We start from the raw sequence: 25285 nt of genomic DNA on the forward strand, positions 1-25285 counted from the left end.
CTGGCAGGGAACCTCATGGCGCGACACACCCACGAACCGCCTCAAGGCCGAAGGTAAAGCAGTCGAGATGACCGAGCAGATCAAGGCCGGGACGTTCAACTATTTGAAGTGGTTTCCCAAGGGCAACCGAGCCAGTGAGTTTGGCGGTAAGCCGGTGGTGCCGGTAGAGGTCGTGAACAAACCCCTGACTGTCCGGCAGTTCTACGAGCAGTGGATTGAGAAGAAGAAACCGCCGTTTGTGCGTATAGGCTTACAGCGCAACTACAAACAGGACTTCAAAGCATACATTTTGCCGTTTATGGGCGACGCGGAGTTGAATGCGGTGACCGTTGAAACACTGGAGAACTTCCGTATTCACCTGGTTGATGAGCAACAACTCGCGTTAAAGACGGCGCGAAATATCATGGACGGTTCGCTCCGAGCAATGATTCGGGATGCTGGGCGGCGTATCGAGCGAAACCCGTTTAATGATCTTCCAGCAAACTGGTGGCCACGATTACCACAACATGAACCCGATCCGTATACGGAACAGGAGCGCGACGCGATTTTGGAGTATTACCGCAACAATCGCCCGCATTGGGCTTATGCGTTCACGTTCTTTCGGTTCTGGACGGGAGCCCGACCGAGCGAAGCCACGGCGCTCAAGTGGGGCAGCGTCGATCTAGCGAACGCCAAGGCAACGTTTGCACTGTCGCGGCACCTCGGTGAAGAGAACGCGCCGAAGACGCGAGCAAGCCGACGAACCGTGACGCTGTTACCGAACGTGGTGGACCTGTTAAAAAGCATTCTGCCGCTGCGTGTGGAGCCGAACGGCTACGTTTTCACCGACGGTCAAGGCAAACCCATAGATCAATCTGAATTCGCCCGTGGATTTCAAGCCGTGTTGCGCGTGCTCAAGATTCGCCCGCGACCGTTCTACAACACCCGGCACACTTTCATCAGCATTGCGCTGACACTCGGCTGCAATCAAAAGTGGATTGCTGAGCAAACCGGAACGAGTATCGCCATGATTCAGGAACGCTACGGCAAGTTCATCCGAGACAACGGCGATGCGCTGTTACGGGCCTACGTTGCGCAATCGAAATCGGCGACAACCGAAAGAAAACCGGAACCTTTACCGAAACCTTCTCGCGTGGAAGCTCTAAGCAGTGGAAATCATTGGCGCGCCCGACAGGAATCGAACCTGTACTTAGGGCTTCGGAGGCCCTCGTGATATCCTTTTCACTACGGGCGCGCGGTGGCCTGTTTTGTAACACTCGCCTAGGAGCCAGTCAACGTATGTGGCCGATGGGTGTCGGCGCAAATCTCGCTTAGCACGCCGAGCATTTCACCATGAATCGCGCCGTTGGAAGCAAGTGTCTGGTTGCCGGTTAGCGAAAATTCATCGCCGGTGAAATCGCTCAACTGGCCGCCGGCTTCATGGACGATCAACGTCCCGGCTGCGACGTCCCACGGTTTGAGGTTGAGCTCCCAAAAGCCATCGATGCGCCCGCAGGCGACATAGCACAGGTCCAGGGCTGCGGCGCCGGCCCGCCGAATGCCTTGGGTGCGCGTCATGAAGGCCTCGAAGAACGACAAATAGTATTTGGCCTTTTCCCGATGGTCGTAGGGAAAACCAGTGGCGAGCAGTGATCTATCCAGTTCGCTAGTCAGCGAAACTCGAATCGGATTGCCATTGAGCGTGGCGCCGCTGCCGCGCACGGCGCGAAAACATTCACGCCGCAGCGGATCGTAAACCAAACCAAGGATCGTTTGGTGATTGAAAGTAAGCGCGATCGAGACGCAGAACTGCGGATAGCTGTGAGCGAAATTGGTGGTGCCGTCGAGTGGGTCGAGGATCCAGCGATAACCGTTTTCGCTGCCAACGAGATCGGTCTCCTCCTCGGCCAGAATGGAGTGCCCGGGGAAGTGCTGCTGCAAGATCTCGACGATGCGACGTTCGGCTTCGCGATCCACGGTGGTGACCAGATCGATGGCGCCTTTGAAATCGATTTGTTTGGGTTCTTGCCAATTGTCGCGGATCAACGTGCCGGCCGTGTTGGCGGCCTCCCAGGCGACGTTGAGAAAATTGACAATGTCATGGGCCATGCGCGTGCTTCCTTCGCAAATCCATCCCACTATGCTACCTAATGGCGCGTGAAGATTCGAGCGCCGGCAAAAATCAATTTGTCGTTGCGAGTGGTCGGCAAACGGGCCGATGGCTATCACTTGCTCGATACGATCATGCTGCCAGTGTCGCTGTTTGATGAGATCGAGATCAAGAAGCGCGCAGCAAAAGATGGCCGGCCGCAGATTCGTTTAAGCTGCGCTCCGCGCACCGTGCCGGAGGATGAAAGCAATCTCGCCTTCAAAGCCGCGCGGTTGATCTTGGCGCAGAGCGGCGCACCCGGCGCGCTCGATATTCACATCACCAAACGCATTCCGGTGGGCGCTGGACTGGGCGGCGGCAGTACGGACGCGGCGGCGACGTTGGTGGGTATAAACCGCCTATTCAAACTCGGGTTTTCGCAGCGCCGTCTAGAAAAACTCGGCACGCGGCTTGGGGCCGATGTGGCCTTTTTTATCAATGCCAAACCGGCACGCGCCCGCGGCATCGGCGATCGGCTGACGCCCATTAATAAAGTCCCGTGCCTGTGGTTAGTTATTGTGTACCCGAAGTTTGCGGTTTCGACAGCGTGGGTTTATGGTAATCTCGATGTGAAGAAGTTGACAAAATCCGCGTCAAAGATTAGCATACGAACGCTGCTGGGAAATACCAACGGGATTAATGAACTGCTGGTCAACGACTTGGAGGCGGTGACTATCGGCAGGCATCCAAAAATTGAGTCGCTCAAACGAAAATTGACTCAAGCAGGGGCCTCCGGCACGCTCATGTCAGGCAGTGGCTCTTCAGTCTTCGGTATTTTTAATTCACGCCAGAAAGCAACAAAGGCATTTGATCGATTGCGACGTGAGAGCGGGCTCGAGGCGTTTTTGGTGCGTACGTTAGATTGATACGGCTTGACGAGCACGCATTCGACGCACAATGGTAAGGATGCCGTGAGGGGGTCCGTATGGAAGTTACTGAGGTTAGGGTCTTTCCGGTAGACGAAGACAAGCTGAGGGCATATATCACCATTACCCTTGATAATTGCTTCGTCGTACGGGATCTGAAGATCATCCGAGGCACGACCGGGTATTTCGTGTCGATGCCCAGTAAAAAGCGCAAGGATGGCACCTATAAGGATATCGCCCATCCGATCAATATTGAGACGCGCCAGATGATCGAACAGAAGATCATCACTGAGTACCAAAAAATCGTGCCTGATGCCGGGCTGCAGGCAGTCGCAGAAAACGGCTAGAGCGCGTTTGCTTCACGGGCGGGTGAGCTTCCTGCGGGGAGTTCCACGGATGGGCGGTCGCCAAGCGGTAAGGCACCGGCCTTTGGAGCCGGTATTCGAAGGTTCGAATCCTTCCCGCCCAGCCAGTCTCAACTTGTAACATTTCGCCATTTGTCGTAGCCTCAAGGTGGCGCCGTTCCTATTTCGGGAAGGCGCCCCTTGTTTTTGGTGCATGGCGCTCTTGTAGCGCTGTAGAGCGCGCTGGCGCAGCGGAGCGCGAAATTGGTCGGTCGAATTAGTGAATTCATGCAAAAGCACACAGAGCTTAAACTCTTTGCCGGCAATTCCAACCCGCCGTTGGCGCAGGAGATCAGTCAGTATCTCGAAGTGCCGCTCGGCAAGCTGGTAGTGGACACCTTTAGCGACGGCGAAAGCAAAGTTGAAATCAAGGAGAACGTCCGCGGTGCGGATGTCTTCGTTCTGCAATCGACCTCGGCGCCGGGGAACAACAACTTGATGGAGCTGTTGCTCATGCTCGACGCCTTCAAGCGCGCCTCGGCCAATCGCATGACCGCGGTGATTCCCTACTACGGCTACGCGCGGCAAGATCGTAAGGTGGTGCCGCGGGTGCCGATCAGCGCCAAGCTCGTGGCTGACTTGATCACCACCGCCGGCGCCTCGCGAATTCTCACGTTGGACTTGCACTCCGGCCAGATCCAAGGCTTTTTCAACATTCCCGTCGATAACGTGTACGCTACGCCGGTGCTCTTGCAGCATTTAAAAAAACAATTAAACCACACCGAGGTGACGATCGTGTCTCCCGATGCGGGGGGCGTGGAGCGCGCGCGCGCCATTGCGACCCGGCTCGATGCGTCGCTGGCGATCATCGACAAGCGGCGCGTCGGTCCTAACGTGGTCGCGGAAATGAACATCATCGGCGAAGTTAAAGATCGGATTGCGATCTTGATCGACGACATGGTCGACACGGCGGGGACTCTGACCATGGCCGCGGAAGCGCTGAGAAAAGAGAACGCCAAGCGTATCATCGCTTGTTGCACCCACGCGGTGCTCTCTGGTCCGGCGATCAAGCGCATCGAGGACAGCGCGCTCGAAGAATTAATCGTCACCAACACCATCCCGCTGGGACCCCAGGCGCAAGGATGCCGCAAGATTAAGACGCTGTCGGTGGCGCACCTGATCGGCGAAGCGATTCGCCGTACCCATGAAGAAGAATCGATCAGCTCGTTATTTGTCTGATGAGTTTGTGTAGCTCGTTTAGGAGGTAAGTTCCTTGGAAACGCTCGAAATACAAGCCGACGCCCGCGAAGCCGGCAGCAAACAAAAAGCCCGCAGGCTACGCCGCAGCGGCAAAATACCTGCGGTTCTCTATGGCCCGAAAACCCAACCGGTTTCCCTGGAGCTAAACGCCAAGGAGTTCTCGACCCGCTTTGCCGGGCTGCAAGGCTCGCACCTCGTGCGCCTGAAGTCGGCGGCCAACGCGCTCGCCGAAAAGGTCGCGCTCGTCAAAGCCATGCAGTATCATCCGCTCACCGGCGATGTCGTGCATGCCGATTTATACGAAGTCGATCTCACCGCCAAATTGCAAGTGCATGTGCCGCTCCATTTTGTCGGCAAGGCCGCCGGCGTGACCCGTGGCGGCGTTTTGCAGCCGATCGTGCGTGAAATTGAAGTCGAGTGCTTGCCGCTCGATATCCCGGCCTTCTTCGATGTTGAGGTTTCGGGTTTGGATATCGGCGATTCATTGCATGTCGAAGACTTGCAGATGCCCAGCGGTGTGACGGCTATTTTTGACTCTAACTTCGCTCTCGTGACCGTTGCAACGCCGACGGTCGAAGAAGCTCCCGTGGCAGCGGCTCCGGCGGAGGGTGTGGCAGCAGCACCGGCGGCTCCTGCGGCCGAAGAGAAAAAAGAGGGCGGGGCCAAGGCCTAATCCGATTCGAGCCAGGCGCCGAGAACCTAGGAGTGAAGCTCATTGTCGGCCTGGGCAATCCCGGAGCCAAATACGAGCGCACGCGGCACAACGTCGGTTTTTGGGTCATCGATAGAATCGCGCAGAGGGAGCGCATCGAGCTGGGCGAAGCGGTCTGCTCTGCGCTTGTTGGCCGTGGGACAAGTAGCGGCGAGCCGGTCGTCTTAGCTAAACCGCGGACTTTCATGAATCGCAGCGGCCAAGCGGTGGCTGCATTACTAAAAGAGCTGCAGCTCGGGCTTGCCGACCTGCTGGTGGTTTACGATGATCTCGACCTGCCGGTCGCGCGCCTGCGTGTGCGGGCCCGCGGCAGCGCCGGCGGTCATCGTGGCATTCAGTCGATCATCGAGCAATTGGGCAGCACGGAGTTTAGCCGGGTTCGGGTCGGCATCGGCCGGCCGCCAGACGGCGTCGAGGTGATCAGCTACGTTCTCGAACCGTTGGACGCGGAGCCGCTCCAGGCGTTTGATGCGATTGTCGAACGTGCGGCCAACGCCGTGGGTGTGTTTATCCAAGTCGGGATTGAACGGGCTATGCAGGAGTTCAACTCCGTCCAGTGAGCCGACACGACATTGTAAAGTCACCACCGCTATGTTAGTTAAACAGGTTAGTTATGGAGGGTTGCCGTGACACTATATGAAACCCTTTTCGTGGTTCATCCTGAGAGGGCTGCGCGCGTAAAAGAGCTGATTGAGCGCTTCAAAAAAGTAATCGAAGGCCAGCAAGGCACGGTCACCGCGGTCGATGAGTGGGGGCTGCGCGACTTAGCTTGCCGTATCGACAAGCAGGGCAAAGGCTTCTACACGCTGCTGCGCTACGAGTCGACGGGGCACGGTGTCGAAGAGCTCGAACGTAACCTCAAGTTGACGGATGGCATCCTGCGTTACCTAACGGTCCAGGCGGATGAAAAAACACCGACCACCAGCCCCTCGGTACCGCGCCATGCTCCTGAGGAAAGAGCGGAGCGCTTCGAGCGCAATTAGTTTTGAGAGCAAACGAGCGAGGAATTTAGCATATGGCACAAAGGGAAATGGGCGCCCGTCCGAATCGCGACCGGCCCGACGACGATAAAGGCGGGCCGCCGCGCCGCAGACCGATGTTTCGCCGCAAGGTCTGTCGCTTTTGCGCCGACAAGACTTTGCTCATCGATTACAAAGACGTGCGGATGGTTTCGCAATTCGTCACTGAGCGCGGCAAGATGACGCCCAGCCGCATCACCGGCAACTGCGCGCGCCATCAACGGTTGCTCACCACCGCCATCAAGCGGGCGCGCAGCATCGCGCTGCTCCCGTTCACCACGGCCAATTCCTAGTTAGCCTTCGATCAGGTGGCATGTGCAGCGGTTCGGACTGATAAGTCGGTTTGCACTGGCGTTGGTTCTGAGCGCGCTGCTCTGTCTTAGTGTCGTGATTCCGCCCGCGGGCGTCGCCCTCGCGCCGCTTAGTGCACAGCCGGTGCTGAGCTTCGGTTTGCGCCACGGCATCGCCTGGGGAGCCGGCATGCTGGCGTTGGTGACCTCGCTGTTCGCGGTCTTTTTTGGTCAAGCACTGGGCATGTTGTACGGGTTTTTTGCTTTGCTCGGCGGAATGTTATTTGCCTTTTTGGGGCGCATCCGGGCCATCGAGTATCTCGTCCTTGGGACTAGCGCCGTGCTTTTTGTCGCAATGGGTAGCGTGCTTTACTACTTGTTCGGCTCCTGGAGCGCGATGGTGGCCGATTTTCAGGCGAGCGCCGCCAAACACGTCACCGCCGCACTGGCGGTGCAAGAAAAAATGGGTTGGTCGCGGGAAAGCATCGATGCCGTCAAAGAACGGCTGCCCGAGGCGATCGATGCCATGTTACGCATGCTGCCGGCGTTGCTGTTCATCACCACGGCTGTGATCGTGTTGATCAACGTCGTGCTCCTGTTGCGTCGCTTCCCTGAGCGGCGTCCCGAGTGGCTTTCCTTGGAAACCCTGCGCGATTGGAAAGCGCCTGAATATTTGGTCTGGGGCTTGATCGCGTGTGGCTTCGTCATGTTTATCCCCGGTTTGGAGTCGTTACGGGCAGCCGCGGCTAACCTGCTGCTGGTTATTGGCGGTTGTTACTTCGCCCAGGGGCTGGCGGTGATAGCGTTCTTTTTTCACAAGAACAATGTGCCGCGGTTTTTGCGAGCCGTTACCTACGTTTTGATTATGTTTCAGCAAATTTTCACGTTGCTGGTTGTTGGCTTGGGCCTGTTCGATCTCTGGGGCGACTTTCGCCGCCTGAGCAAAGACAATTTGAAGCCGAGCCAGGCAGCTTAGCGGAGGAATGATGGAAGTCATCTTGAAAGAAGACATCGCCAAATTGGGCAAGATCAGCGAAATCGTGCGCGTGCGCGACGGCTATGCGCGCAACTATCTCTTGCCGCGCGGCTTGGTGCTGGAGGCCAATAAAAAAAATCTCAAGACCTTCGAGCACCACAAGAAGTTAGTCGCCGACCAGAAGCAAAAGGTCATGCGCGCGGCGCAGGCCGTCGGCGACCAGCTCAACGGTGTGTCGCTAACGCTGCCGATGCGCGCTGGTGAAGAGGGCAAATTGTTCGGCTCGGTGACCAATATCCAGATCGAAAGGGCCCTCAAAGCCAAAGGGCTAAACGTCGACCGTCGCAAGATCGTGCTTGATGAGCCGATCAAAGCCGTCGGCGACTACGATGTGCCGGTGCGGTTGTCGGCCGATTTGACCGTGCCGCTCAAGGTGTCGGTGGTAGCCGCCGGCTGATCTAAGAATTTTCTCGCGCAAAGGCGCAAAGGACGCCAAGGAAAACAATCCGAACTTGGCGTCCTTTGCGCCTTTGCACGAGCCATTCCGATTGCTACCGTTCTTCTCCACCCGCACTCATCGCCACGCGAAATCCATAGTCTGCATAACGAAGGCTCGGGTCCAGCGAGCTGCGCGCGGCGCAGCGGCTGAACTTCACCCGGTGGCGCCACGAGCCGCCGCGCGAGGCGCGGCGTTTGCCTGCCGATGCGCCCTGTGGGTTTTTCTCGGGAGACTCGGCGTAGTAGTTCGCTTTGTACCAGTCGCTGCACCACTCGTGCACGCCGCCGCTCATATCGCACAAGCCGTAGTCGTTGACATCGCCCATGCCGACCGCGAGCGGACCGTCGTTTTTAGCGTCATAGCCGGGTAATGCCAGAGCGCTCGGCGCGAGGTCGCCCCATGGGTAATCTTTCTGTTCGAGACCGCCGCGCGTGGCTTTCTCCCACTCCGCTTCGGTGGGCAGCCGAAAAGGTTTTCCGCTGGTTTTCGTCAGCCATTGGCAATAGGCCCGCGCTTCAAACCAGTTGACGCCGACAACTGGTTTGTGTGGATCGGCGAACGGAGTTTCGTGCCAGAAGGGCGGCGCCGCCGCGCCGGTGGCTCCGACGAAGCAGCGGTAGTCCGCGTTCGTGACGGGAAACTTCGCAATCCAGAACGCCTTGAGCCAGACCCGGTGAACGGGTTTCTCATTGTCCTGGCCGGCGCCGCTGCCCATGAGAAAATTGCCGGCGGGAACAAGAATGAGCTGGCCATTCGATTCTGTTTTGTCGGCGCGCATGTTAGGAACGATGAAATCGCTATTCGATCCTTCGGACAGTCCCGGCCCAATGTCAACTCATGGTGACGTCGCAGCTCGTGCGCTGGCCCAACGCGGCCGCGCCTTGATTCTACTCGCGGCAATTTTGTGGAGCCTGGCCGGCGTCTTTATCAAGTTTCTCGATCTCCATCCGCTGGCGATCGTCATGTATCGCAGTTTTTTTGCCTCGTTGGTTTTTCTGCCGTTCTTGAAGCGAAGCGACCTTCGTTTGAGTGCACCGGTGTGGGTTTCGGTGCTGACTTACACCGCGGCGATCAGCGCGTTTGTCTCCGCAAATAAGCTGACGACCGCAGCCAACGCTATCGTGCTGCAATACACTGCGCCGGTGTTCGTCTATCTGTTTTCTTGGTGGGTGCTTGGCGAGAAGATTTCCAAGTTAAATGGCGCGGCGCTGGCCATCGCGATGATCGGTGTGGCGATCATCGCTCTCGATAGCGCCGGCGAGCCGCAGATGATTGGGGTGCTTTTGGCGCTCTTGAGCGGCGTGTTGTTTGCCGCTTTCATGCTCAATCTGCAGCGGACCGGCGATATCAGTCCCGTCTATCTGACATGGATGAACAATTTAGTCTGCGCGCTCTTGCTGCTACCGTTCGTGACCGGAAATTTGGCGATCACGATTGATCAAATCGCGATTCTTGCGGTCATGGGCGCGGTGCAGTTGGGGTTGCCCTATTTTCTTTTCTCGAAGGGACTCAGGTTTATTTCGCTGCAGGAAGCATCGTTGATTGCGTTGATCGAGCCGGTGCTAAACCCGCTTTGGGTTGCGCTGGTGGTCGGCGAAATTCCCGCGACGGCGACGCTGGTCGGCGGTGGGATGATTTTGCTGGGCCTCGGCGTGCGCTACGTCTGGCCACTGCTCAAGCCGCAGTCACCGTAGCGCGCGCCCGCTTAAAAAACACGCTACATGCCCGCGTTGCTCGGATGGCGGATCTTTTCAAGCTCTTCTTTCGGCAGCGCCTTGATGTCTTTGCGTAGCTCGTAGTTGATGTGCTGAATGTCTTCCGACGGCCCGGAGCGATTACCCATTAATACCATCGGCCCGCTGCCGGTGTTTTCCAATTGGTAGAACGACCCGCCAGTGATCGTTGCCGCCATGCCGGGTTTCATCACCGCCTTGCCGCCATCGGGAAAATGCATGGTACACTCGCCGTCGATTACGTAAAAAGTTTGGTCGGCGTTGTGGCAGTGCATGTCGTCGGCGTCGCCCGGCTTGGGATAAACATGCACCCAGGCATGGAACCGTTTGGTGTTGAAGATGACCTGGCGCTTGCCTTCGCCGGCCTTCTTCACCATGTCGACAATCTCGATGGGCATAGGCCCTCCGTTATTGTTGCTGCCCGAACCTAACAATCTCGGCAAGCCGCTGTCAAACCAGGAGGTCTTTGGTAGGCATGTGATTTTATCTCACCCGCCAGGTAAGCGCTTCGATTCCCCAGCGGTTTTATGATAGTTTCGGCTAAATTTTAGACCGTATTCAGGAGGAACTATGTCCACGAGCTGGGGATTACAAAATCGTTTGGCGCGTCTTATCAAGTCCGACGGTCGTGCCGTCATGTTGGCGGTGGACCATGGCTATTTCTTGGGCCCTACCAGCGGCCTCGAAGAGCCGCGCAAGACCATCGAACCGCTGATGCCGCACGCCGACTCGATCATGTTGACGCGCGGCGTGCTGCGCACATCAGTCGACGCCAACGCCGACAAGCCGGTGGTGCTGCGCGTTTCCGGCGGCACGAGCATACTGAAAGAGCTGTCCAACGAAGAGATTACCGTCTCGATCGAAGAGTGTATTCGGCTCAACGTGTCAGGGATTGCGCTGTCGATCTTCGTCGGCTCGGAGTTTGAAAAAGAAACCTTGGTAAGCCTGGCCAAACTCGTCGACGAGGGTGAAAAATACGGCATCCCGGTGCTCGCCGTCACCGCCGTCGGCAAAGACATGGCGCGCGACGTGCGCTACCTGGGCCTGTCGTGCCGGATTGCCGCTGAGATGGGCGCGCATATCGTCAAGACCTACTACTGCGACAACTTCGAAGAGCTGATTCAAAGCTGCCCGATCCCCGTCATCGTCGCCGGCGGCAAGAAGACCCCGGAGTTGGAAGCCTTGGAGCTCACCCACAACGCCGTCAAGGGCGGCGCCGTCGGCGTCGACATGGGGCGCAACATTTTCCAATCCGACTCGCCGGTGGGCATGATCAAAGCCGTGCGCGCCATCGTGCATGAAAACGTTTCGGTCAAAGAAGCGTTTAAGATTTATGAGAGTGAGAAGGCAGTTAAAGCGCGGAAAGCGAGCTAACTGAACGTTTGGCGTCTAGGGTCTAGCGTCTGGCGTTGTAAGATCGGACGACTAGTTTATGGCGAGCATCCGATCATTTAACGAGCTAGATGCTTGGTGTGCTGCCCGAGAATTGACGAAACTAGTTTATCTGGCGACGAGAGGGGCCACGTTTTCAAAAGACTTCGGCCTGCGAGATCAAATTCGCCGAGCCAGCGTTTCGATCATGGCGAATATCGCTGAAGGGTTTGGTCGAAGCGGGTCGGTTGAGTTTATTCAGTTTCTCGCGATAGCAAAAGGCTCGGCTTGCGAAGTCCTGTCACATGTATACGTTGCGTTTGACCAGGACTACGTAACTCAAGCCGAATTTGATCGGTTGAGTCTCATATTTCCCGCAGCTCGCTGCGGGCACCGTCAAATGGGGTTTCCAAAGGGGGAGGATCATCCCCTTTGGTCCCCTGCGGGGTTAATACCCCGCAGGGGAAATGCAGCGTTTATTGATTTAGCAGAACGAACGGTCAACTTAATCGGTGGATTGCCGAAGTATCTTCGGCAATCCACGATCAAGGGTGCAAAGTACAAACGATGACTGACGGTTGCCGTCCGGAAACGCCAGACCCTAGACGCTAGTCTCCAAACGAAAGAACCTATGCGCGTCGCCATGTACTACAACAACAATGACGTTCGTTTGGAGGAGCTGCCGACGCCGAAAATCGGGCCAGGGGAGTTGCTGCTCAAGACTCGGTCTAGCGGTATCTGCGGTAGCGATCTCATGGAATGGTATCGGGTGAAGAAGGCGCCGCTCGTGCTCGGCCATGAGATCACCGCGGAAATCGTTGAAACCGGAAGCGGGATTACGGAATTCAAATCCGGCGATCGGGTTTTCTCGACGCACCATGTGCCTTGTGGCAAGTGTCGCTACTGCCTGGCCGGCCATCAGTCGGTGTGCGATTTGTTGCGCACGACGCATTTCGAGCCCGGTGGATTTGCTGAGTATATCCGCGTGCCGAAGATCAACGTCGAGCTGGGCACGCTCAAGATTCCCGACTCGATGAGCTTCGACGAAGGCTCATTCATCGAGCCGCTGGCTTGCGTCGTGCGGGCGCAGCGCTTTGCCAAATTGACCGCCGGACAGACGGTGCTGGTGATTGGCAGCGGCATCTCGGGCTTGCTGCATATTCAGCTCGCGAGAGCGCGCGGCGCGGCGCGCATCATCGCCACGGATATCAGCGAATATCGCTTGAACGCGGCCAAGCAGTTCGGCGCCGACGTGATCCTACACGGGTCCGAAGATGTGCCGGCATGGTTGTTGGACGTGAACGATGGCCGTCTCGCTGATCTGGTGATCGTCTGTACGGCGGCGATGCCGGCGATTCACCAGGCGGTTAAGTCTATCGACCGCGGCGGCACGCTGCTGTTTTTCGCACCCACGGCTGCCGGCGTCGATGTGCCGATCCCGCTCTTTGATTTTTGGCGCGACGAAATCAGCGTCGTGACTTCCTACGCCGGCAGCGGTGAGGATTTGAAAGAAGCGTTGGCGCTGATTCGCGACCACAAAGTCCGGGTCGCTGGTATGGTGACGCACCGACTGCCGCTGGCTGAAACAGGCGTTGGTTTTCAACTCACCGCGAGCGGGCACGATTCGATCAAGGTTATTATCGACCCGCTGCTCTGAAGCGTTTGGCGTCTGGCTAAAGCAATGCGAGCCGACGGAGGGGCGCACTCTGAGTACGCGAACTGCGCGAAAAGAAACATTTCGCGCGCCACCGACCGCTGCGCGGACCGGAGCCGACCCAGGCAAAAGCACAAATTTTTCTAATCGCTCCGAGGATCGACACCCTCACCGGTTCAGCGATACATCTCTGGCAAGAAAAATAGGTGGTTAAAAAAAACTATACATTATTCGAAGAATCGAATGAGAAGGATTGATCGCATGCTTAGGCAAATCGGTAGGGGCTTGTCGCTGATCGCGTTGTCGCTGATCGCAACCAACGACCCCGGCGCAGCTCAGGAGCGGGTCAAGATCGCTTACAGCTCGGCAGATGCCTCCAACGTCGTCTGGTTCTCCGCTCTGGATGCGGGCATTTATAGAAAATATGGTTTGGACGTAGAGCTGATCTTCATCCAGAGCGCCACCATGAGTGTTTCCACGCTGGTTTCCGGCGACGTTCAGATCGCCAACAGCTCCGGCGGCGCAGTCGCGAGTGCGGCCGTCGCCGGGGCGAACCTGGTCATGACCGCGTGCTACATCAACACGCTGCCCTATGAATTGATCGTTCAGGAGTCGGTCAAGTCGATCGAAGATCTCAAGGGCAAGAATATCGGCATCAGCCGCGTCGGCGCCGCTTCGGATGTGGCGGCGCGGGTGCTGATCAGGGGCCTGGGGTTGGAACCGGTGAAGGACGTGGCGATCATGCAAGTGGGCGGGCCTTCGGAGCGGGCGGCGGCGTTCAGAACCGGGAAAATCGTCGGCTTCCCATCGCCGCCTGGGACCATCCACCTCGTCAAAGGCATGCCCCATCGGATCATGATCAGCACGGCGGATTTCAAAAAACGCTTCGAATTTCCCTTCACCTGCTCGACGACTAGCAAGAGTTACTTTGCGAGCAACCACGAGACCATGAGGCGGCTCACCATGGCGCTGATCGAGGCGACCCATTTTCTGAAAACCCGTAAGCAAGAGACGATTAAGTTCATCGCCAAGTACACGCGCCAGAGCAATCAGCAGTTTTTAGAGTCGTCCTGGGACGGCTACGTCAAGCTGCACGATCGCGTCCCGCTGGTGACCCGCGAAGGAACCGAAGTTCAGATCAAAGAAGCGCTGGCGCGAAAGCCCGGCGCTACACTGCGCGTCGAGGACATTGTCGACGACAGCATCGTCAGGGAACTGGAGAAGAGTGGTTTCATCGATAAAATCTACAAGTAAACGCCGGTATCGAGGCCTGCGGCCGATGATTTGCGCGGTGATTCTTTCCGCCGGTGAATCGAGAGGAACCATTAGAACCATTAGGGCTTGAATATGATTTAGTACAGCTAAGAAAGGCATCGACAGACGAGATCCAGCGCGGAACCCGCTTTGGCAACCCAGCAGTTTTGTCCCCGCAGGAAGCTGCGGCGAATATTCAGATTCATTGCCCGTGGGATGCCAGGCAACTTTTGATTTCATCGCTGGTCAGCGGTGCCCTGAACATCTCATTGCGCATGTGGACTCGTTGCAGGCTTACTTCCCGCACCGCCTTTTTCATTCGCGCCAAGTCCTGCCGGGTCTGGACTGCGCGGGCCGCTTCCCTGGCGGCGTCCTTATAGTGGCTCTTCTCGTCGCGATAGACGACCTCCATCGCCCTGGCGATCATTCTTTCGAGCCGGCCGCCTTTTAGCTTTCTTCCTTCGCGAAACATCCGCGCGCCGCCGCCTTCGGTGACGAGCACGGCGGCCCTATCGACGGCCGATCCCGAGTTGGCGTAAGCTCTGCGCAGATCGCCGAGTTTTTTCTCCTGCGGGAGTTGAAAGGTATCCTCGGCGGAAACCGCATGGCTCAGAAGATATTCGAGAACGTCCGCCATGAGCACGTAGTGATTGAACTCTTGAGTGAGTTGTTCCAGGAGCGAGTGATATTGGTGGCGCCCGATGGTTTTGTCGATCTCGGCAAAACTCGCCACCAGATTGTTCATTTCTTTCTGCAGCCCGGTGAAGTAACCGTCCACCGGATGGAGTTCCTTCCACAGCTGCGCCTTGAGCCAAAAAATATGATCCTCGCGCGTCGGCTTGCTCTTGAAAAATCGCCGAACGATCGTCGCCTCGGTTTCCCAATAGGGCAGCGCAGTCGCTATAAGATCCTGTTCGACGTCTTTCATACCGCGATTCGCCTTTCTTGAGTCCGCAGCTCGATCCGACCCTGCGAAGTACCACGCTATTATTAGAAATGTCGCAACATCGTCAAGCTAGATTTGCTTGGCAAATCCTTGAGGGTATGGCCATGGGGACTTGATTGAATTGACACACTTCGACTAAAAACTGGAGTTTGTCAATCTAGTCAAGTCCTAGAAAAAAGAAAAAAAAGAAAAAAAAGGGGTCAAATCTATGTTTACTCTTAAGGGGTTTTTCACTCGACCCACGACGGTGCAACCGAAAATATGTCGCGCCGACGCCGCTTTGCTATCGGTCTGCTCCACTCCACACACAGGCGTCAAAAACGTCGCCCAGAAAACGCGCTGCCTCAACCGCAATACCCGCGCTGTCTTCGACTACCTGAACATGACTCGTGACTCCGCCTCTACTCGCCTTGCCTCTGTGCTAAAATGAGAACAAATTTACCCTGTGGTGCAAGTCGTGGCGCTGGCGCGCCCGGAGCTGATCTTGGAGGTCAACGCGACGGCGGTGATCGCGTAAAGGAACGGATTCGATGCGCTGGTGCCCGATGAATAGAAGTTGCGGCTTTTGGCGTTGCTGGGCGGTCGCGGCCTGCATTCTCGGCGCGGTGACCAAGAGCAGTTCTTATGTCGTAATTTCGCGGCCCGAGATCGACAGCGTCAATCACCGGCATCGGCGCGACGCAAAAGAAGATGGAGCGCGACCTGGACGAGATCACGCGCCTGCTCAGGGCGCTGAGTTCGCCGACGCAATATATGCTTGATCAGCCGGAGTACAGCGTGGCGCTTTACCAGCGGGTCATGCGCGCCGACGAGCCGCTCGCCGACCGGCGACTTCGTCGAGCGCGAAAGATTCGCTTGACTGAATCTTTGCGGCCAGGCAAGTTAACGCACGTTTGACGGCAGTGAAGCGGATTTCAACGTTCGTATTGCGGCCGGATGTCCGGCCCCGGAGGTGTTCCATGATCAAATGGTCAGTGCTGCTGCGCGTGGTGAGTGCCTTGGCAATTATCATCGCGATCTTCAGGCAGGACGCAAGGGCGCAAGACTTCTATGCCGGTAAGACGATTCGGATCATCGTCGGCTTTCCTGCCGGCGGTGGCTTCGACACCTATTCTCGGGTGATCGCCCGCCATATGGGCAAGCATATTCCCGGTAATCCGGCGTTCGTCGTCGACAACGTCACCGGCGCGGGCAGTTTGGTGGCGGCCAATACGCTTTACAAAGCCGCCAAACCGGATGGCCTTACCATTGGCAACTTCGTCGGCAACCTAGTCTCGCAGCAGCTATTCAACGGTCCTGGCGTCGAGTTCGACGCGCGCCGTTTCGAGTGGATCGGCGTACCGACCCGCGACAACGTCGTCTGCGCGCTGACCAAAGCCAGCGGCATCACGAGTATCGAAAGCTGGATGGCCGCCAAGACACCGGTGAAGTTGGGCGGCAGCGCGCCCGGCACGACCAATGACGACAGCGCCAAGCTGCTTCGGGCGGCGCTCGGACTACCGATTCAACTGGTTTCCGGCTACAAAGGCACGGCACCGATCAAGCTCGCTGCCGAAAGCGGCGAGATCGATGGCGGCTGCTGGGCCTGGGAGTCGATCAAAGTCATGTGGCGCCAAGGTCTCGATGCCGGCCAAGTAAACATCATCCTGCAAGCGGTGCCGAAACCAGTCGCCGATCTGGCGAAGGTGCCGCTGGCGATCGAGCTGGCGAAGTCCGACGAAGGGCGCAAGCTCATCGAGATCGGCATCCATTCTACGGCATCGATCACCCGTCCCTACGCGCTGCCGCCGGGCACGCCCAAGGATCGCGTTCAACTGCTGCGCCGGGCCTTTCGCGAAACTCTCAAGGATAGGGAATTCCTCGCCGAGGCAGCGAAATCCAAGCTCGATGTCGATCCGGTAAGCGGCGAAGAAGCGGAAAAGATCATCAGCGGACTGTTCAAACTGGACGCGACCATGATCAAAAAGATGTCCGAGGTGCTCAAGTAGCCGGTGCGCCAGCGGAAAAACCGTGACAAGAAGTTTTCAGTTCGACCCCGAACTTTGCCTGTTGCAGAACACGTGAGCTGCATAGTCCAAATCTCACAGGCACCATATCTGGAGTGCAGCAGCAAGATTCAAGACTTGACCCTTTTTCGACTTTTTCGATGACCCTCCCTCGACCACGCGTGAGCAGACCAAGCTGACGAAGTGCTATGATTTCCCGCAAGAGCATTGGAAGCACATGCGGACTTTCAACGTCGTGGGGGAACTCAGAACGAGGGAAGCAAAGTGACCCCTTCCCCGTGACTCCTCTACTTGGTGGGCTCAAAACTAATGCGGCGTACCCGCCAGAATGTGATTCCTAATTGCCTCGGCTATAACCTTGTTTCCTCTAGTGTTGAGGTGTCCATCGACCGCCATGTAATAATCATCGTATCTCGCCCGGCTTTGTTCCGCCTTCCGCTGCAGCAGCGGCTTCGACGTTAGATAAGGGGCCTTATTGGAGTGGAACAAATTTGCGAGGAATGCATCTCTCCAGCCATCATTAGCGGTAAGTGCCCACTTTGGATGGAAAATTAAGAACACATAATTCAACTGCCTCGTACGCAAATCTCGCATAATCTCAAGAAGAATACGCCGATTGATTGCCTCTATCTTTTCTTTCATGTCCGACAATGCGGCAGCTCTAAAAAGATAGTTCTTGAGGCGCCACGGTGGCCACGCGTTGCGGACGTACATCTGAAATAAATAAGATCGTATTTCAGGAGGATGATCGGAGAGGAAAGAGTCGAACGATGAGTCAATGGGGACGCCCGATAGAACAAGTCGATCGTTGACCAATCTGTAGATGGGCTTCTGGCCGGTTCTCACCGATGGAACGCTTCGATCGAGGTCCTCGGTAAACACGCTCAAAATCACATAGGGATTTGTGTATTGCCCGATAGTTTTCTGATACAGAAGAAAAATTTGCTCGACGCCATAACCACCCACCCCATAGTTCAAGAGAAAGTAATCCTGCGAAAAGCGAGGGTCGCTGTTGAGTATTCCCTGGAAGCATTCTTCTGGACCGACAACGCACGCCGCGAACGAGTCGCCGTAGTCTTAATCACTGTGTGATGCCGGAAGTTCAAAAAAGCCGTCAGCCGTTGGCAGGCAACCCGGAAGATTCCAGGACTGAATGTAATCATCTATTTGTTTCTGCAGCTGCCGCAACTGCTCCAAGAGGTCTTCGGCCGGATAGGCCGCAAAACGGTATCCGGTTGGTCGAGACGAGCTAGGCTCGACGGGTCTTCGAGATCAAAGTAGTTGAGCGATTTCGGCGCCACGAACTGCCGCGCCAGCGTGGTCTTGCCACACTGACGCAGGCCCAAGAGCGCGACCACGCGGCCACGCTTCAAAGCGGTCCGCACGAACCGGAGGTCAGCTTTACGATCAATCATGACGACATTATCCACCTTGAAAATCCCGTAGTTAATGCGGGATTTTCAAGGTAGTGTGCTGATGACGCTGGCACTTTATCCAGCTCTGGCTTCCCTCGCGCAGGAAGAGAATGCGCGAACAGAGAAACTCCGCTTCGTCCATGCGATGCGTCGAAAACACCACGGCCTTGCCTTGCTTCGCGGCTTGCGTCACCACGTCGAGAATCACAACCCCGCGACTTCAATCATCGCATCCAGATAGGACTATCGTATCTTGGGGGACTTCCGTTGATGCCGGAAACATGATCTCAGGCTTCTTGCCTACAGTAGGGCTCTGCAGGCCTTGCGAGGTCGCGTCCGGCGCCACCGCGCGGTAAGCCGAACTACGGTTTCTGGAACTCCAACACAAACTCGTCGTTGGGCTGCGCCGGCTTGAACACACTTTTATCGCGCGGATCGGCGGGGTTACGCAGAAACTGCCCTTCCGCTATCAGCTTGAATCCCGCGGCCTCCACTTCTTTGCGCAGCAGTGCTTCTTCGATACGGTGCAAGCTTTTGGATTCGCTAATCCCGGTGCCAGGCCTTCCGGAATGATCGGCGACAATGTAAAAGCCGCCCGGTTTTAACGCCTCGAACACCGCGCGATTCACCCGCGCGCGATCGGCCTGCGCCCAGCCAAGATCGTGGTAAACGAACATGAAGGTGACAAGGTCAATCGAGCCGGGGGCCACGGCCGCCGGCAACGGGTTTTCAAACGGCTGCACGGTCAGCGTCAAGTTGGAACCCGGATAGTTTTTTAGCCGCTCGCTAAAACTTTCCTTGACAATGTTTTTCATGAATTCCGGACTGTTGTGCGCATACACGCGGCCACCGGCGCCAACAATACGCGCGAGCAGTTCGGCGGTATAACCGCCACCCGATCCCACATCGAGAACGCGCATGCCGGGCCGCGCGTCGACAAACGCCATCATCTCGTGCGCCTTGCGCCGGGTGTCGTTGGTCTTGTCCGCGTCTCTGCGATCCGGCGCGGCGAGGATGGCGTTCAATTGATCAGCGCCAAGCGGCCGCGACTGCGTAGCGCAACCCGTCAGCGCCAGGGCCAAAAACAACGACAGCCAGCAGGTCAATCTGGCGTTGGTCCCAATGCGTATTTGCGTCATTTCAGAATCTCCTCTCAAGAATCCCACGTTTATGGTTTTGCCTCTGCAATTGGCGCCCTCTTCATTCTCTGGTTCGGCCGGCATCGTCGCCACCCCAGAGTTAGACGGTTCGCAGACCGGTCCCCTGCTCCAGCCCGTAGAAGCGGCGTGGGTTGTCGCAGAGAATTTTTTCGATCACCGCCGGCGCTATGGTTTTCTTGCGCCGCATCACACCTACCATACCATCTGCTTTGGATTGATCCTGGTGGCCGTAGTCCGAGCCCATGATGATATGGTCTTCGCCAATGTGCGTCACGAGATAGGCGAGGTCTTCGTCCGCTTCGGCGGCAATGTAGAGCCGGTAGTCGCGGAATAGCTTCGGGCCCCATTCCAGGGCGGCATCGGCGTCGCCGCCGGAGTTCAGTTTGGCGCCGCTGGAACGTTTCAAGTGGTGTAGCACGTAGGGTACCCAGGAGGCCGACGCCTCGATGAAGCCAAACCGCAGTGCCGGAAAGCGTTCGGGAATCTTGTGGGCCACGAGGTCGCGAAAGGCGAACAGCGGCAATGACCGCACGTGCGGCAAGTTGTGGCTGAAGCTGCGGTCAAAGACTTCAGTGACTTTCGGCGCACCGGCACCGGTGTGAATGCAAATCGCCATACCCAAGCGGTTGGCGGCCTCGTACACCGGAAAAAAATAGGACTCTGCCAGGGAGCGGTCTCCCTCGACGCCGCGAAAGAACACGCCCACCGCGCCGTGGTCGCGTGCGGTTTCGATCTCGCGCACCGAAGCCTGCATGTCGCGCAGCGGTGGAACAACAACCCAGCGCAAGCGATCGCCGCCCTGTTCCCAGGCTTTGGCCAGGTAACGGTTGTAGGCCGCACAGATGGCCACCTCAAGGTCGACCTCCACCGGCAGATAACCTAGTAACAGCGTTGGAAAGACGACTTCAGCGTCAACGCCGCGCAGGTCCATGTCTCTTACCCGCGCGGCGGCGTCGGTGATGTAGCGCACCGACTTTGCGATGTCCGTGCGCGCCTCTTCCGCGTCGGACCCGCCGACGGCGACAATCGCGCTGCCTTTGCCAAAGCGCTTGGGCACGGCGACACCATCGATCAACCAGACCTGATTGTTTTGTCCGTAGACACTGTTATCGGTGGTCGACGCCAATACCGGCCGACGTGGATAAAGTTTCGGATCAAAGAGCTCCCACATCCCAGGATGTTCGATAATATGGGTATCTGCATCGACGACGCCAGCCATGAGTATTCTCCAGTATTAAGTTTTTTACTCTTCAGCACCACGAAGAGCACGAAGGACGCGAAGGTTTTGGATAACTAAGACTCCGAACTTCGTACTCTTCGTGTCCTTCGTGGTGAAAGTATCCTCACAGTAAACCTAGAAAACCCAAGTTTTTGATCTTGCGAAGCCGCTTTTTCTACTGAAAGGCGATCATATCCGTACGGCTCAAGGTTGAGGCGTTCGCTTTCAGCGGTTCGTTGGTGGGGTTGGCACTGTTCTGATTCAATATTTGGAACTGGCCGATCGCCACTTCGTAGTCCGTTGCGGCTAAGCTCGCGTCCGTGGGCACGACGACGGTGTAGCCCCGCAGTGTGGCTCCGACCGATGTGTAGACCACCGAGCCGCTGACCTTCCAGCCCGTGAGAATCAGTGTCGCAATCCCCTTGGCCTTCAGCGTTTTGTCGAGATCGGTGTTGTAGAATCGGTCCTGACCATACGACTTGACGATGGGGTCGGCGGGAGCGGGGGCAACCTCCGCCATCCAATTCGAGCTTTCCGGCTCTTTGGTGGAATACAGGACGAACACGCCGGCCTTTCGTGATCGAGCCAAGAGCGAGGCGAGTGCGGGCATCATGACGCCGGTGCAATTCGGCTGGCTCTTGCAGATACGATCGATCATGTCGAACACCAACAAAGCCGTCGTCGCGGGTTGGAGGACGACTTTGACCGGGTCGGGAAGGGCCGGCATTTGCAGCGTCAGTAATGACATGGGTTTCCCTCCGTAGAGCGCGAGCGTTAGAGGTTAATCTTAGACCTCTTGCATGACAAGAAATGGGTGCCGCGTCAATTGGTTTCTTCCGCGAGGTCGCAGCAACCGGCAAAGATAGTCAAGATTCAAAAGAACGACCCCGATTGAGATTAAAGTTAACATGCATGTCGAGGTCCTATGATGACAGGAATCCGTAACCCTTTGCTTTGGGCATTCATTTCCAATTCATTTCCGCCTTGTTTCCCCAATGCGTTACTCGCAGACATCCACAAACACCCCATCCGGGCTCGACGTGACGTGTTTACAGTAGCGGCAGCCGGCGATCAGCGCCGTGCGCCGCTCGCCTTCGCTGGGTTCGGCGATGATGCGCTCGCGCATGTCGGGATCTTTTTCGCGCAGCGCGGCTAATTCTTTTTTCACCGTCTCGACGTTGTCGACTTGGAAGCCGATGTGTTCGATGCCGGGGCGGTCGATGCCGGCGCCTTCGAAATCGCTCATCTTCCACGGCGCGACGACGATCGTCATCTTGCCGTCCGTGAGATAGAAGTTGGGATCTTCCAAAGCTTTTTCTTCTTCCTTTAAATCGAACAAGTCGCGGTAGAACTCAGCAATGGCCGGCGCGTTCATGACGCGCAGCTTGATATGATGGATGCGCCGCGGCTGCTCTCGTTGTTTCTCCGTGTAAACGTCGCGCCGGTTCGACATGCCTTCTTGCGTCAAGTCGAAATAGTTGCCTTCGGGATCGTGCGCGCCGTAGGTGGCAAACGGCCGGTTCGACGGCCGCTTGAGCACGGCGACTTGGGGATATTTTTTCTTGATGCGGCGGATCGCTTCGTCGACGTCGTCGACGTCGACGCCAAAATGATGCAGCCCCGGCACATAGCCGGGCTTGCGGCCGATCACCGTAACGCCGACGTAGCCGTCGCTGATGCTGACGGCATAATTCGTTCGAATCGCTTTCTCTTCTTCTTCCGATCCAGGCTTCGAGCGTTTCATGCCGAAGGCGGCCTCGAAGAACTTGGCTTCGCGGACAAAGTTTTCACTGACAATGGCGGCGTGTTGAATCCTTGTTAACACAAAATCTCCCTGAGGTCGGTTGTTCCAAAGGTTTCAATTGTTCCAGATGTTCTAGCTACTCGCGTTCAATCACCCATGACACTTGGAACCCAATGGAACTTTTGGAACCTATGGAAGGCGCGTCACTTTCCAATGACGCGCTTGAAGAACCCTTCTTTTTCTAATTCATCCAGAGTGCTCTCGTCGACGTACTTCGCAACGGTCCGATCCACCTTGGGATTTTTCTCGGCAACCATATCCAAAGTGTTGCGAATACCCTGCTGCGAAATGCGGGTTGGAAAGACGAAGCTCGTGGCAACGTATTGATAGGTCTCTTCGATGGCTTTGGGGTTCTTTTGCTGCAGCCACTTTGTCAACACCGCCGTGGCGCGCTCCTTGTTGTGGATCATTTGATAGGTCGCCTCCGCGTAGGCTTGCTGGTAGCGCTTGATCAAGTCGCGATTCTGCTGCAGGAACGAGCGGCGCACCACCATGACGTTCATTGGAAAAGCGGCGGTTTTCATGTCGCGCATGTGCGCCAGTATGCTCATGCCCTGACGCTGGGCCTCGCCAATTTCCGGTTGCGCCAGCACCGTCGCATCGAGCACTTTGGTCATGAGGCCCAAGTAACGCTGCGGCGCGCCGCCGGCCTGCAGTATAGTCACCGCGCTGCGCGGCACATTCCACTCTTTGAGCGCGAGCAAGACCGCGAGCTCGTTGGCGCCGCCAAAACCGACGATGCCGACTTTCTTGCCGGCGAGATCGTCGGGTTTGCGAATTTCTTTCTGCGCCACGAAGCTGAAGGGGAACGTGTTGAGCGAGCCCGAGATCATCACCAGATCGGCGCCTTGATTGATCGCGTTGATGGTCGTTACCGCGTCGACCTGGGCGAAGCTGACGCTGTTGCCAACCAGTGCTTGAAGCTGCCGCGTAGAGCCCGGCGTTAAGACCAGATCGGCACTGATACCGTACTTGGTCAGCAGGCCAAGATCTTTCGTCGCCCACAGCGGCGATTGAAAACCGGCGAAGCCGGCGTAAGCGATCAGGTGGTCTGCCGCTAGCGCAGCGGTTGACGCCGTCGACAGCGACAGACTGAGAACGAAGAGCTTAAAAAACATGACGAGTTTGTTCATTGTGAATTTGCCTAGACTTCGCGGCTGCGCGTGTATGCTTTCCAGTCCACTGATTTCGCGATGACATCGGAGAGCACCACGATATTGTTAAAGCGGTTCGACTTGGCATCGCGCACGAGGTGCTGCGGGTCGCGCCCATCTTGCACTTCTTTGATGGCGTTGAGAATCAGTTTGCGCGCGGCGACGATCGCTTTGTCGGAGGAGACGAGATTTTCCTCGCTGCGGTTTTGCACCAAGCCCTGCGACTCGGTGGCGAAGGCGTCGTGCACTTGAAAATTGGTGCCCATACCGGTGAACGTCTGAGTCTGCATCGAAGCGCGGTCTTGCTGGTAGCGATTCTCCTTGTTGCGCGTCAAACGATAATCGGGCGTTAGCTCGCCGCGGCTGCGCGCGCGCAGAAAATCGTCGAGCGGCTGGTCGCGGCTGAAGGCGAAAATATATTTCCAATGGCTGTGATCGTCGATCGGCACGTGCCAGTGAGCGGCGTAGCCGCTGCCCACCGTCGAGCCGCCAAAGGCAGCGAGGTTCGGCATGATAAAACTTGTCACGCGCAGGTAGCGCTTGTCCGCGCTGGAATCGCGCAGCGTATAGATGCGCAGGCCAAAGTCGGTGACCTCGACCTCAATGGTTGGCGCAATGTCTTTGCCCAACAGCGCGTTGTCAGTGGCGTTGGCGCCCGGGACGACACGCAGCCGTGCGACCTGCGCTTCATTGATCACCTGATGCAAAAACGACAGGTGCACAGGGTCGATATTGCCCTCGTTGCCCTGCAAATAGTTACAGTCGTAGAAGGCTTTGGTCACCGTCCGATACTCCGGCGCTGCATTGAGAAACTCATAGGCGGGCAAAAGCGGCGGTTCACCGGGGCCCATGTAGGTAAAAATAACCCCGCCGACGTCCTGACAAGGATAAGCCGGGTGGCGAATCTGATTCTTGTTCGCACCGCCACCCGGCTCCCCAGGTTGGTCGATCACTCGTCCATGAATGTCGTAAAGCCAACCGTGATAGAGGCAGCGCAAGCCGCCATCTTCGCAGCGGCCGTAGCTCAAGTCGGTGCCGCGGTGGGCGCAGTGCAGGCCGATCAATCCGACACGTCCATGATCGTCGCGAAAAAGCGCCAGCTCTTCGCCAAGGATTTTCACTTTGAGCGGCGCGCCGCCCGGGGGAATTTCTTCGGCCAGCGCGACCGGTTGCCAGTAGCGGCGCATCAGTGCACCGCAGGGGGCGTTGGCGTTGGTTTGGGTGAGCAGGGCGTTTTCAGCTTGAGAAATCATCGTATCTCTCCGTTGAGAGGTTGTGCAACGCTGGGCCGCGATGTGATCGCAGGTGGGTTTCCCATACTATTTCAGGTTTCTTTCGGCAAGTCGGTCCATAACTCCGCTCTAAGCCCACGCGGGTTTCAGAAACTGTAGGGTTTTCAGGAAGTTTTGGGGTATTGGGATTCGCCCATTGGGCGAGTTTTTTCTTGACTTGTATCTGGTTAGTGTTTTATATTT

General features: G+C 56.9%; 28 protein-coding genes, 2 tRNA genes and 2 pseudogenes. 18 read left to right on the forward strand and 14 right to left on the reverse strand.

The features are described from left to right. Both FJ145_24295 and FJ145_24300 read left to right on the forward strand, forming a co-directional pair. Positions 1 to 124: pseudogene (locus FJ145_24295) on the forward strand (DUF3596 domain-containing protein). 174 nt (positions 125 to 298) lie between these two features. Further along, positions 299 to 1024 (forward strand): annotated as a pseudogene (locus tag FJ145_24300) (site-specific integrase). A gap of 135 nt (positions 1025 to 1159) precedes the next feature. Here the strand turns inward: FJ145_24300 and FJ145_24305 are convergent. Next, a tRNA-Arg gene (locus tag FJ145_24305) sits at positions 1160 to 1234 on the reverse strand. A 26-nt stretch (positions 1235 to 1260) separates the two neighbouring features. Then, positions 1261 to 2088 (reverse strand): inositol monophosphatase, encoded by an 828-nt coding sequence (locus FJ145_24310; GenBank protein ID MBM4264535.1) that lies wholly within the window; start codon positions 2086 to 2088, stop codon positions 1261 to 1263. Between the two features lie 48 nt (positions 2089 to 2136). Between FJ145_24310 and FJ145_24315 the strand changes: the two genes are divergently transcribed. The 10 genes from FJ145_24315 to FJ145_24360 all read left to right on the forward strand — a co-directional run bounded on the left by FJ145_24315 (position 2137) and on the right by FJ145_24360 (position 8052). Then, positions 2137 to 2994, forward strand: a complete 858-nt coding sequence (locus FJ145_24315; GenBank protein MBM4264536.1) for a 4-(cytidine 5'-diphospho)-2-C-methyl-D-erythritol kinase — start codon at positions 2137 to 2139, stop codon at positions 2992 to 2994. Between the two features lie 59 nt (positions 2995 to 3053). Continuing rightward, on the forward strand, positions 3054 to 3341 hold the full coding sequence (gene spoVG, locus FJ145_24320) for a septation regulator SpoVG (protein ID MBM4264537.1): 288 nt from the start codon (positions 3054 to 3056) through the stop codon (positions 3339 to 3341). A gap of 50 nt (positions 3342 to 3391) precedes the next feature. Then, positions 3392 to 3466: transfer RNA gene (locus FJ145_24325), tRNA-Gln, on the forward strand. 160 nt (positions 3467 to 3626) lie between these two features. Beyond that, positions 3627 to 4577: a ribose-phosphate pyrophosphokinase gene (locus FJ145_24330; protein ID MBM4264538.1), complete on the forward strand. Its 951-nt coding sequence runs from the start codon at positions 3627 to 3629 to the stop codon at positions 4575 to 4577. Positions 4578 to 4611: 34 nt separating this feature from the next. After that, on the forward strand, positions 4612 to 5271 hold the full coding sequence (locus tag FJ145_24335) for a 50S ribosomal protein L25 (protein ID MBM4264539.1): 660 nt from the start codon (positions 4612 to 4614) through the stop codon (positions 5269 to 5271). 32 nt (positions 5272 to 5303) lie between these two features. Next, positions 5304 to 5870 carry an aminoacyl-tRNA hydrolase gene (locus FJ145_24340; GenBank protein MBM4264540.1) on the forward strand — a complete coding sequence of 189 codons (567 nt, stop codon included), beginning with the start codon at positions 5304 to 5306 and terminating at the stop codon, positions 5868 to 5870. Between the two features lie 66 nt (positions 5871 to 5936). Continuing rightward, the gene (rpsF, locus tag FJ145_24345) at positions 5937 to 6293 is read left to right on the forward strand and encodes a 30S ribosomal protein S6 (GenBank protein MBM4264541.1); all 357 of its coding nucleotides are present in this window, start codon (positions 5937 to 5939) and stop codon (positions 6291 to 6293) included. 32 nt (positions 6294 to 6325) lie between these two features. After that, positions 6326 to 6622 carry a 30S ribosomal protein S18 gene (rpsR, locus tag FJ145_24350; protein ID MBM4264542.1) on the forward strand — a complete coding sequence of 99 codons (297 nt, stop codon included), beginning with the start codon at positions 6326 to 6328 and terminating at the stop codon, positions 6620 to 6622. A gap of 10 nt (positions 6623 to 6632) precedes the next feature. Continuing rightward, complete coding sequence (locus FJ145_24355; GenBank protein MBM4264543.1) at positions 6633 to 7595, forward strand: DUF2232 domain-containing protein; 963 nt, start codon at positions 6633 to 6635, stop codon at positions 7593 to 7595. Positions 7596 to 7605: 10 nt separating this feature from the next. After that, the gene (locus tag FJ145_24360) at positions 7606 to 8052 is read left to right on the forward strand and encodes a 50S ribosomal protein L9 (GenBank protein ID MBM4264544.1); all 447 of its coding nucleotides are present in this window, start codon (positions 7606 to 7608) and stop codon (positions 8050 to 8052) included. A 94-nt stretch (positions 8053 to 8146) separates the two neighbouring features. On the opposite strand, the gene FJ145_24365 is transcribed toward FJ145_24360, so the two are convergent. Continuing rightward, a complete protein-coding gene (locus FJ145_24365) occupies positions 8147 to 8872 on the reverse strand; it encodes a formylglycine-generating enzyme family protein (protein MBM4264545.1) in 726 nt (241 codons plus the stop codon). Here FJ145_24365 and FJ145_24370 point away from each other — a divergent pair. Continuing rightward, positions 8808 to 9788 (forward strand): EamA/RhaT family transporter, encoded by a 981-nt coding sequence (locus FJ145_24370; protein ID MBM4264546.1) that lies wholly within the window; start codon positions 8808 to 8810, stop codon positions 9786 to 9788. The two genes, FJ145_24365 and FJ145_24370, sit on opposite strands and share 65 nt — an antisense overlap. Before the next feature lie 23 nt (positions 9789 to 9811). Here FJ145_24370 and FJ145_24375 read toward each other — a convergent pair whose 3' ends face one another. Next, entirely contained in the window at positions 9812 to 10225 is a 414-nt protein-coding gene (locus FJ145_24375; GenBank protein MBM4264547.1) for a cupin domain-containing protein, read from the reverse strand. Between the two features lie 172 nt (positions 10226 to 10397). On the opposite strand from FJ145_24375, the gene lsrF reads away from it, so the two are divergent. The 4 genes from lsrF (at position 10398) to FJ145_24395 (ending at position 14106) form a co-directional block, all read left to right on the forward strand. Further along, complete coding sequence (lsrF, locus tag FJ145_24380; GenBank protein ID MBM4264548.1) at positions 10398 to 11201, forward strand: 3-hydroxy-5-phosphonooxypentane-2,4-dione thiolase; 804 nt, start codon at positions 10398 to 10400, stop codon at positions 11199 to 11201. Positions 11202 to 11259: 58 nt separating this feature from the next. Next, on the forward strand, positions 11260 to 11769 hold the full coding sequence (locus FJ145_24385) for a four helix bundle protein (GenBank protein MBM4264549.1): 510 nt from the start codon (positions 11260 to 11262) through the stop codon (positions 11767 to 11769). Between the two features lie 60 nt (positions 11770 to 11829). Next, a complete protein-coding gene (locus FJ145_24390) occupies positions 11830 to 12855 on the forward strand; it encodes a zinc-binding dehydrogenase (protein MBM4264550.1) in 1026 nt (341 codons plus the stop codon). 240 nt (positions 12856 to 13095) lie between these two features. After that, entirely contained in the window at positions 13096 to 14106 is a 1011-nt protein-coding gene (locus FJ145_24395; protein ID MBM4264551.1) for an ABC transporter substrate-binding protein, read from the forward strand. 202 nt (positions 14107 to 14308) lie between these two features. On the opposite strand, the gene FJ145_24400 is transcribed toward FJ145_24395, so the two are convergent. Then, positions 14309 to 15034 (reverse strand): hypothetical protein, encoded by a 726-nt coding sequence (locus tag FJ145_24400; GenBank protein ID MBM4264552.1) that lies wholly within the window; start codon positions 15032 to 15034, stop codon positions 14309 to 14311. A 675-nt stretch (positions 15035 to 15709) separates the two neighbouring features. Continuing rightward, positions 15710 to 15844: a hypothetical protein gene (locus FJ145_24405; GenBank protein ID MBM4264553.1), complete on the reverse strand. Its 135-nt coding sequence runs from the start codon at positions 15842 to 15844 to the stop codon at positions 15710 to 15712. A gap of 167 nt (positions 15845 to 16011) precedes the next feature. Here FJ145_24405 and FJ145_24410 point away from each other — a divergent pair, with 167 nt between their 5' ends. After that, positions 16012 to 17040 (forward strand): hypothetical protein, encoded by a 1029-nt coding sequence (locus tag FJ145_24410; GenBank protein ID MBM4264554.1) that lies wholly within the window; start codon positions 16012 to 16014, stop codon positions 17038 to 17040. 324 nt (positions 17041 to 17364) lie between these two features. Here the strand turns inward: FJ145_24410 and FJ145_24415 are convergent, their stop codons facing one another. The 8 genes from FJ145_24415 to FJ145_24450 form a co-directional block, all read right to left on the reverse strand. Then, positions 17365 to 18036, reverse strand: coding sequence for a hypothetical protein (locus FJ145_24415; protein ID MBM4264555.1), 672 nt, complete (start codon positions 18034 to 18036; stop codon positions 17365 to 17367). Between the two features lie 185 nt (positions 18037 to 18221). Next, positions 18222 to 18473 carry a hypothetical protein gene (locus FJ145_24420; protein MBM4264556.1) on the reverse strand — a complete coding sequence of 84 codons (252 nt, stop codon included), beginning with the start codon at positions 18471 to 18473 and terminating at the stop codon, positions 18222 to 18224. A 362-nt stretch (positions 18474 to 18835) separates the two neighbouring features. Next, positions 18836 to 19696 carry a class I SAM-dependent methyltransferase gene (locus FJ145_24425; protein ID MBM4264557.1) on the reverse strand — a complete coding sequence of 287 codons (861 nt, stop codon included), beginning with the start codon at positions 19694 to 19696 and terminating at the stop codon, positions 18836 to 18838. A gap of 16 nt (positions 19697 to 19712) precedes the next feature. Next, the gene (locus FJ145_24430) at positions 19713 to 20852 is read right to left on the reverse strand and encodes an amidohydrolase (protein ID MBM4264558.1); all 1140 of its coding nucleotides are present in this window, start codon (positions 20850 to 20852) and stop codon (positions 19713 to 19715) included. 175 nt (positions 20853 to 21027) lie between these two features. After that, a complete protein-coding gene (locus tag FJ145_24435; GenBank protein MBM4264559.1) occupies positions 21028 to 21600 on the reverse strand; it encodes a cysteine hydrolase in 573 nt (190 codons plus the stop codon). A 252-nt stretch (positions 21601 to 21852) separates the two neighbouring features. Next, positions 21853 to 22677, reverse strand: coding sequence for a VOC family protein (locus FJ145_24440; GenBank protein MBM4264560.1), 825 nt, complete (start codon positions 22675 to 22677; stop codon positions 21853 to 21855). 122 nt (positions 22678 to 22799) lie between these two features. Continuing rightward, entirely contained in the window at positions 22800 to 23789 is a 990-nt protein-coding gene (locus FJ145_24445) for a hypothetical protein (GenBank protein MBM4264561.1), read from the reverse strand. A gap of 11 nt (positions 23790 to 23800) precedes the next feature. After that, a complete protein-coding gene (locus FJ145_24450) occupies positions 23801 to 25063 on the reverse strand; it encodes a Rieske 2Fe-2S domain-containing protein (protein MBM4264562.1) in 1263 nt (420 codons plus the stop codon). Positions 25064 to 25285: the final 222 nt, after the last annotated feature.

The organism is Deltaproteobacteria bacterium, from assembly GCA_016874755.1.
Lineage (GTDB): Bacteria > Desulfobacterota > Binatia > UBA9968 > UBA9968 > DP-20.

What these genes read in the sequence shown, in the direction of transcription:
- FJ145_24310 (MBM4264535.1), bottom strand. Translation starts at nt 2,088, where the DNA reads ATGGCCCATGACATTGTCAATTTTCTCAACGTCGCCTGGGAGGCCGCC.
- spoVG (MBM4264537.1), top strand. Translation starts at nt 3,054, where the DNA reads ATGGAAGTTACTGAGGTTAGGGTCTTTCCGGTAGACGAAGACAAGCTG.
- FJ145_24330 (MBM4264538.1), top strand. Translation starts at nt 3,627, where the DNA reads ATGCAAAAGCACACAGAGCTTAAACTCTTTGCCGGCAATTCCAACCCG.
- rpsR (MBM4264542.1), top strand. Translation starts at nt 6,326, where the DNA reads ATGGCACAAAGGGAAATGGGCGCCCGTCCGAATCGCGACCGGCCCGAC.
- FJ145_24360 (MBM4264544.1), top strand. Translation starts at nt 7,606, where the DNA reads ATGGAAGTCATCTTGAAAGAAGACATCGCCAAATTGGGCAAGATCAGC.
- FJ145_24370 (MBM4264546.1), top strand. Translation starts at nt 8,808, where the DNA reads ATGAGAAAATTGCCGGCGGGAACAAGAATGAGCTGGCCATTCGATTCT.
- FJ145_24365 (MBM4264545.1), bottom strand. Translation starts at nt 8,872, where the DNA reads ATGCGCGCCGACAAAACAGAATCGAATGGCCAGCTCATTCTTGTTCCC.
- FJ145_24375 (MBM4264547.1), bottom strand. Translation starts at nt 10,225, where the DNA reads ATGCCCATCGAGATTGTCGACATGGTGAAGAAGGCCGGCGAAGGCAAG.
- lsrF (MBM4264548.1), top strand. Translation starts at nt 10,398, where the DNA reads ATGTCCACGAGCTGGGGATTACAAAATCGTTTGGCGCGTCTTATCAAG.
- FJ145_24385 (MBM4264549.1), top strand. Translation starts at nt 11,260, where the DNA reads ATGGCGAGCATCCGATCATTTAACGAGCTAGATGCTTGGTGTGCTGCC.
- FJ145_24390 (MBM4264550.1), top strand. Translation starts at nt 11,830, where the DNA reads ATGCGCGTCGCCATGTACTACAACAACAATGACGTTCGTTTGGAGGAG.
- FJ145_24395 (MBM4264551.1), top strand. Translation starts at nt 13,096, where the DNA reads ATGAGAAGGATTGATCGCATGCTTAGGCAAATCGGTAGGGGCTTGTCG.
- FJ145_24400 (MBM4264552.1), bottom strand. Translation starts at nt 15,034, where the DNA reads ATGAAAGACGTCGAACAGGATCTTATAGCGACTGCGCTGCCCTATTGG.
- FJ145_24410 (MBM4264554.1), top strand. Translation starts at nt 16,012, where the DNA reads ATGATCAAATGGTCAGTGCTGCTGCGCGTGGTGAGTGCCTTGGCAATT.
- FJ145_24420 (MBM4264556.1), bottom strand. Translation starts at nt 18,473, where the DNA reads ATGATTGATCGTAAAGCTGACCTCCGGTTCGTGCGGACCGCTTTGAAG.
- FJ145_24425 (MBM4264557.1), bottom strand. Translation starts at nt 19,696, where the DNA reads ATGCCGGCCGAACCAGAGAATGAAGAGGGCGCCAATTGCAGAGGCAAA.
- FJ145_24430 (MBM4264558.1), bottom strand. Translation starts at nt 20,852, where the DNA reads ATGGCTGGCGTCGTCGATGCAGATACCCATATTATCGAACATCCTGGG.
- FJ145_24435 (MBM4264559.1), bottom strand. Translation starts at nt 21,600, where the DNA reads ATGTCATTACTGACGCTGCAAATGCCGGCCCTTCCCGACCCGGTCAAA.
- FJ145_24445 (MBM4264561.1), bottom strand. Translation starts at nt 23,789, where the DNA reads ATGAACAAACTCGTCATGTTTTTTAAGCTCTTCGTTCTCAGTCTGTCG.
- FJ145_24450 (MBM4264562.1), bottom strand. Translation starts at nt 25,063, where the DNA reads ATGATTTCTCAAGCTGAAAACGCCCTGCTCACCCAAACCAACGCCAAC.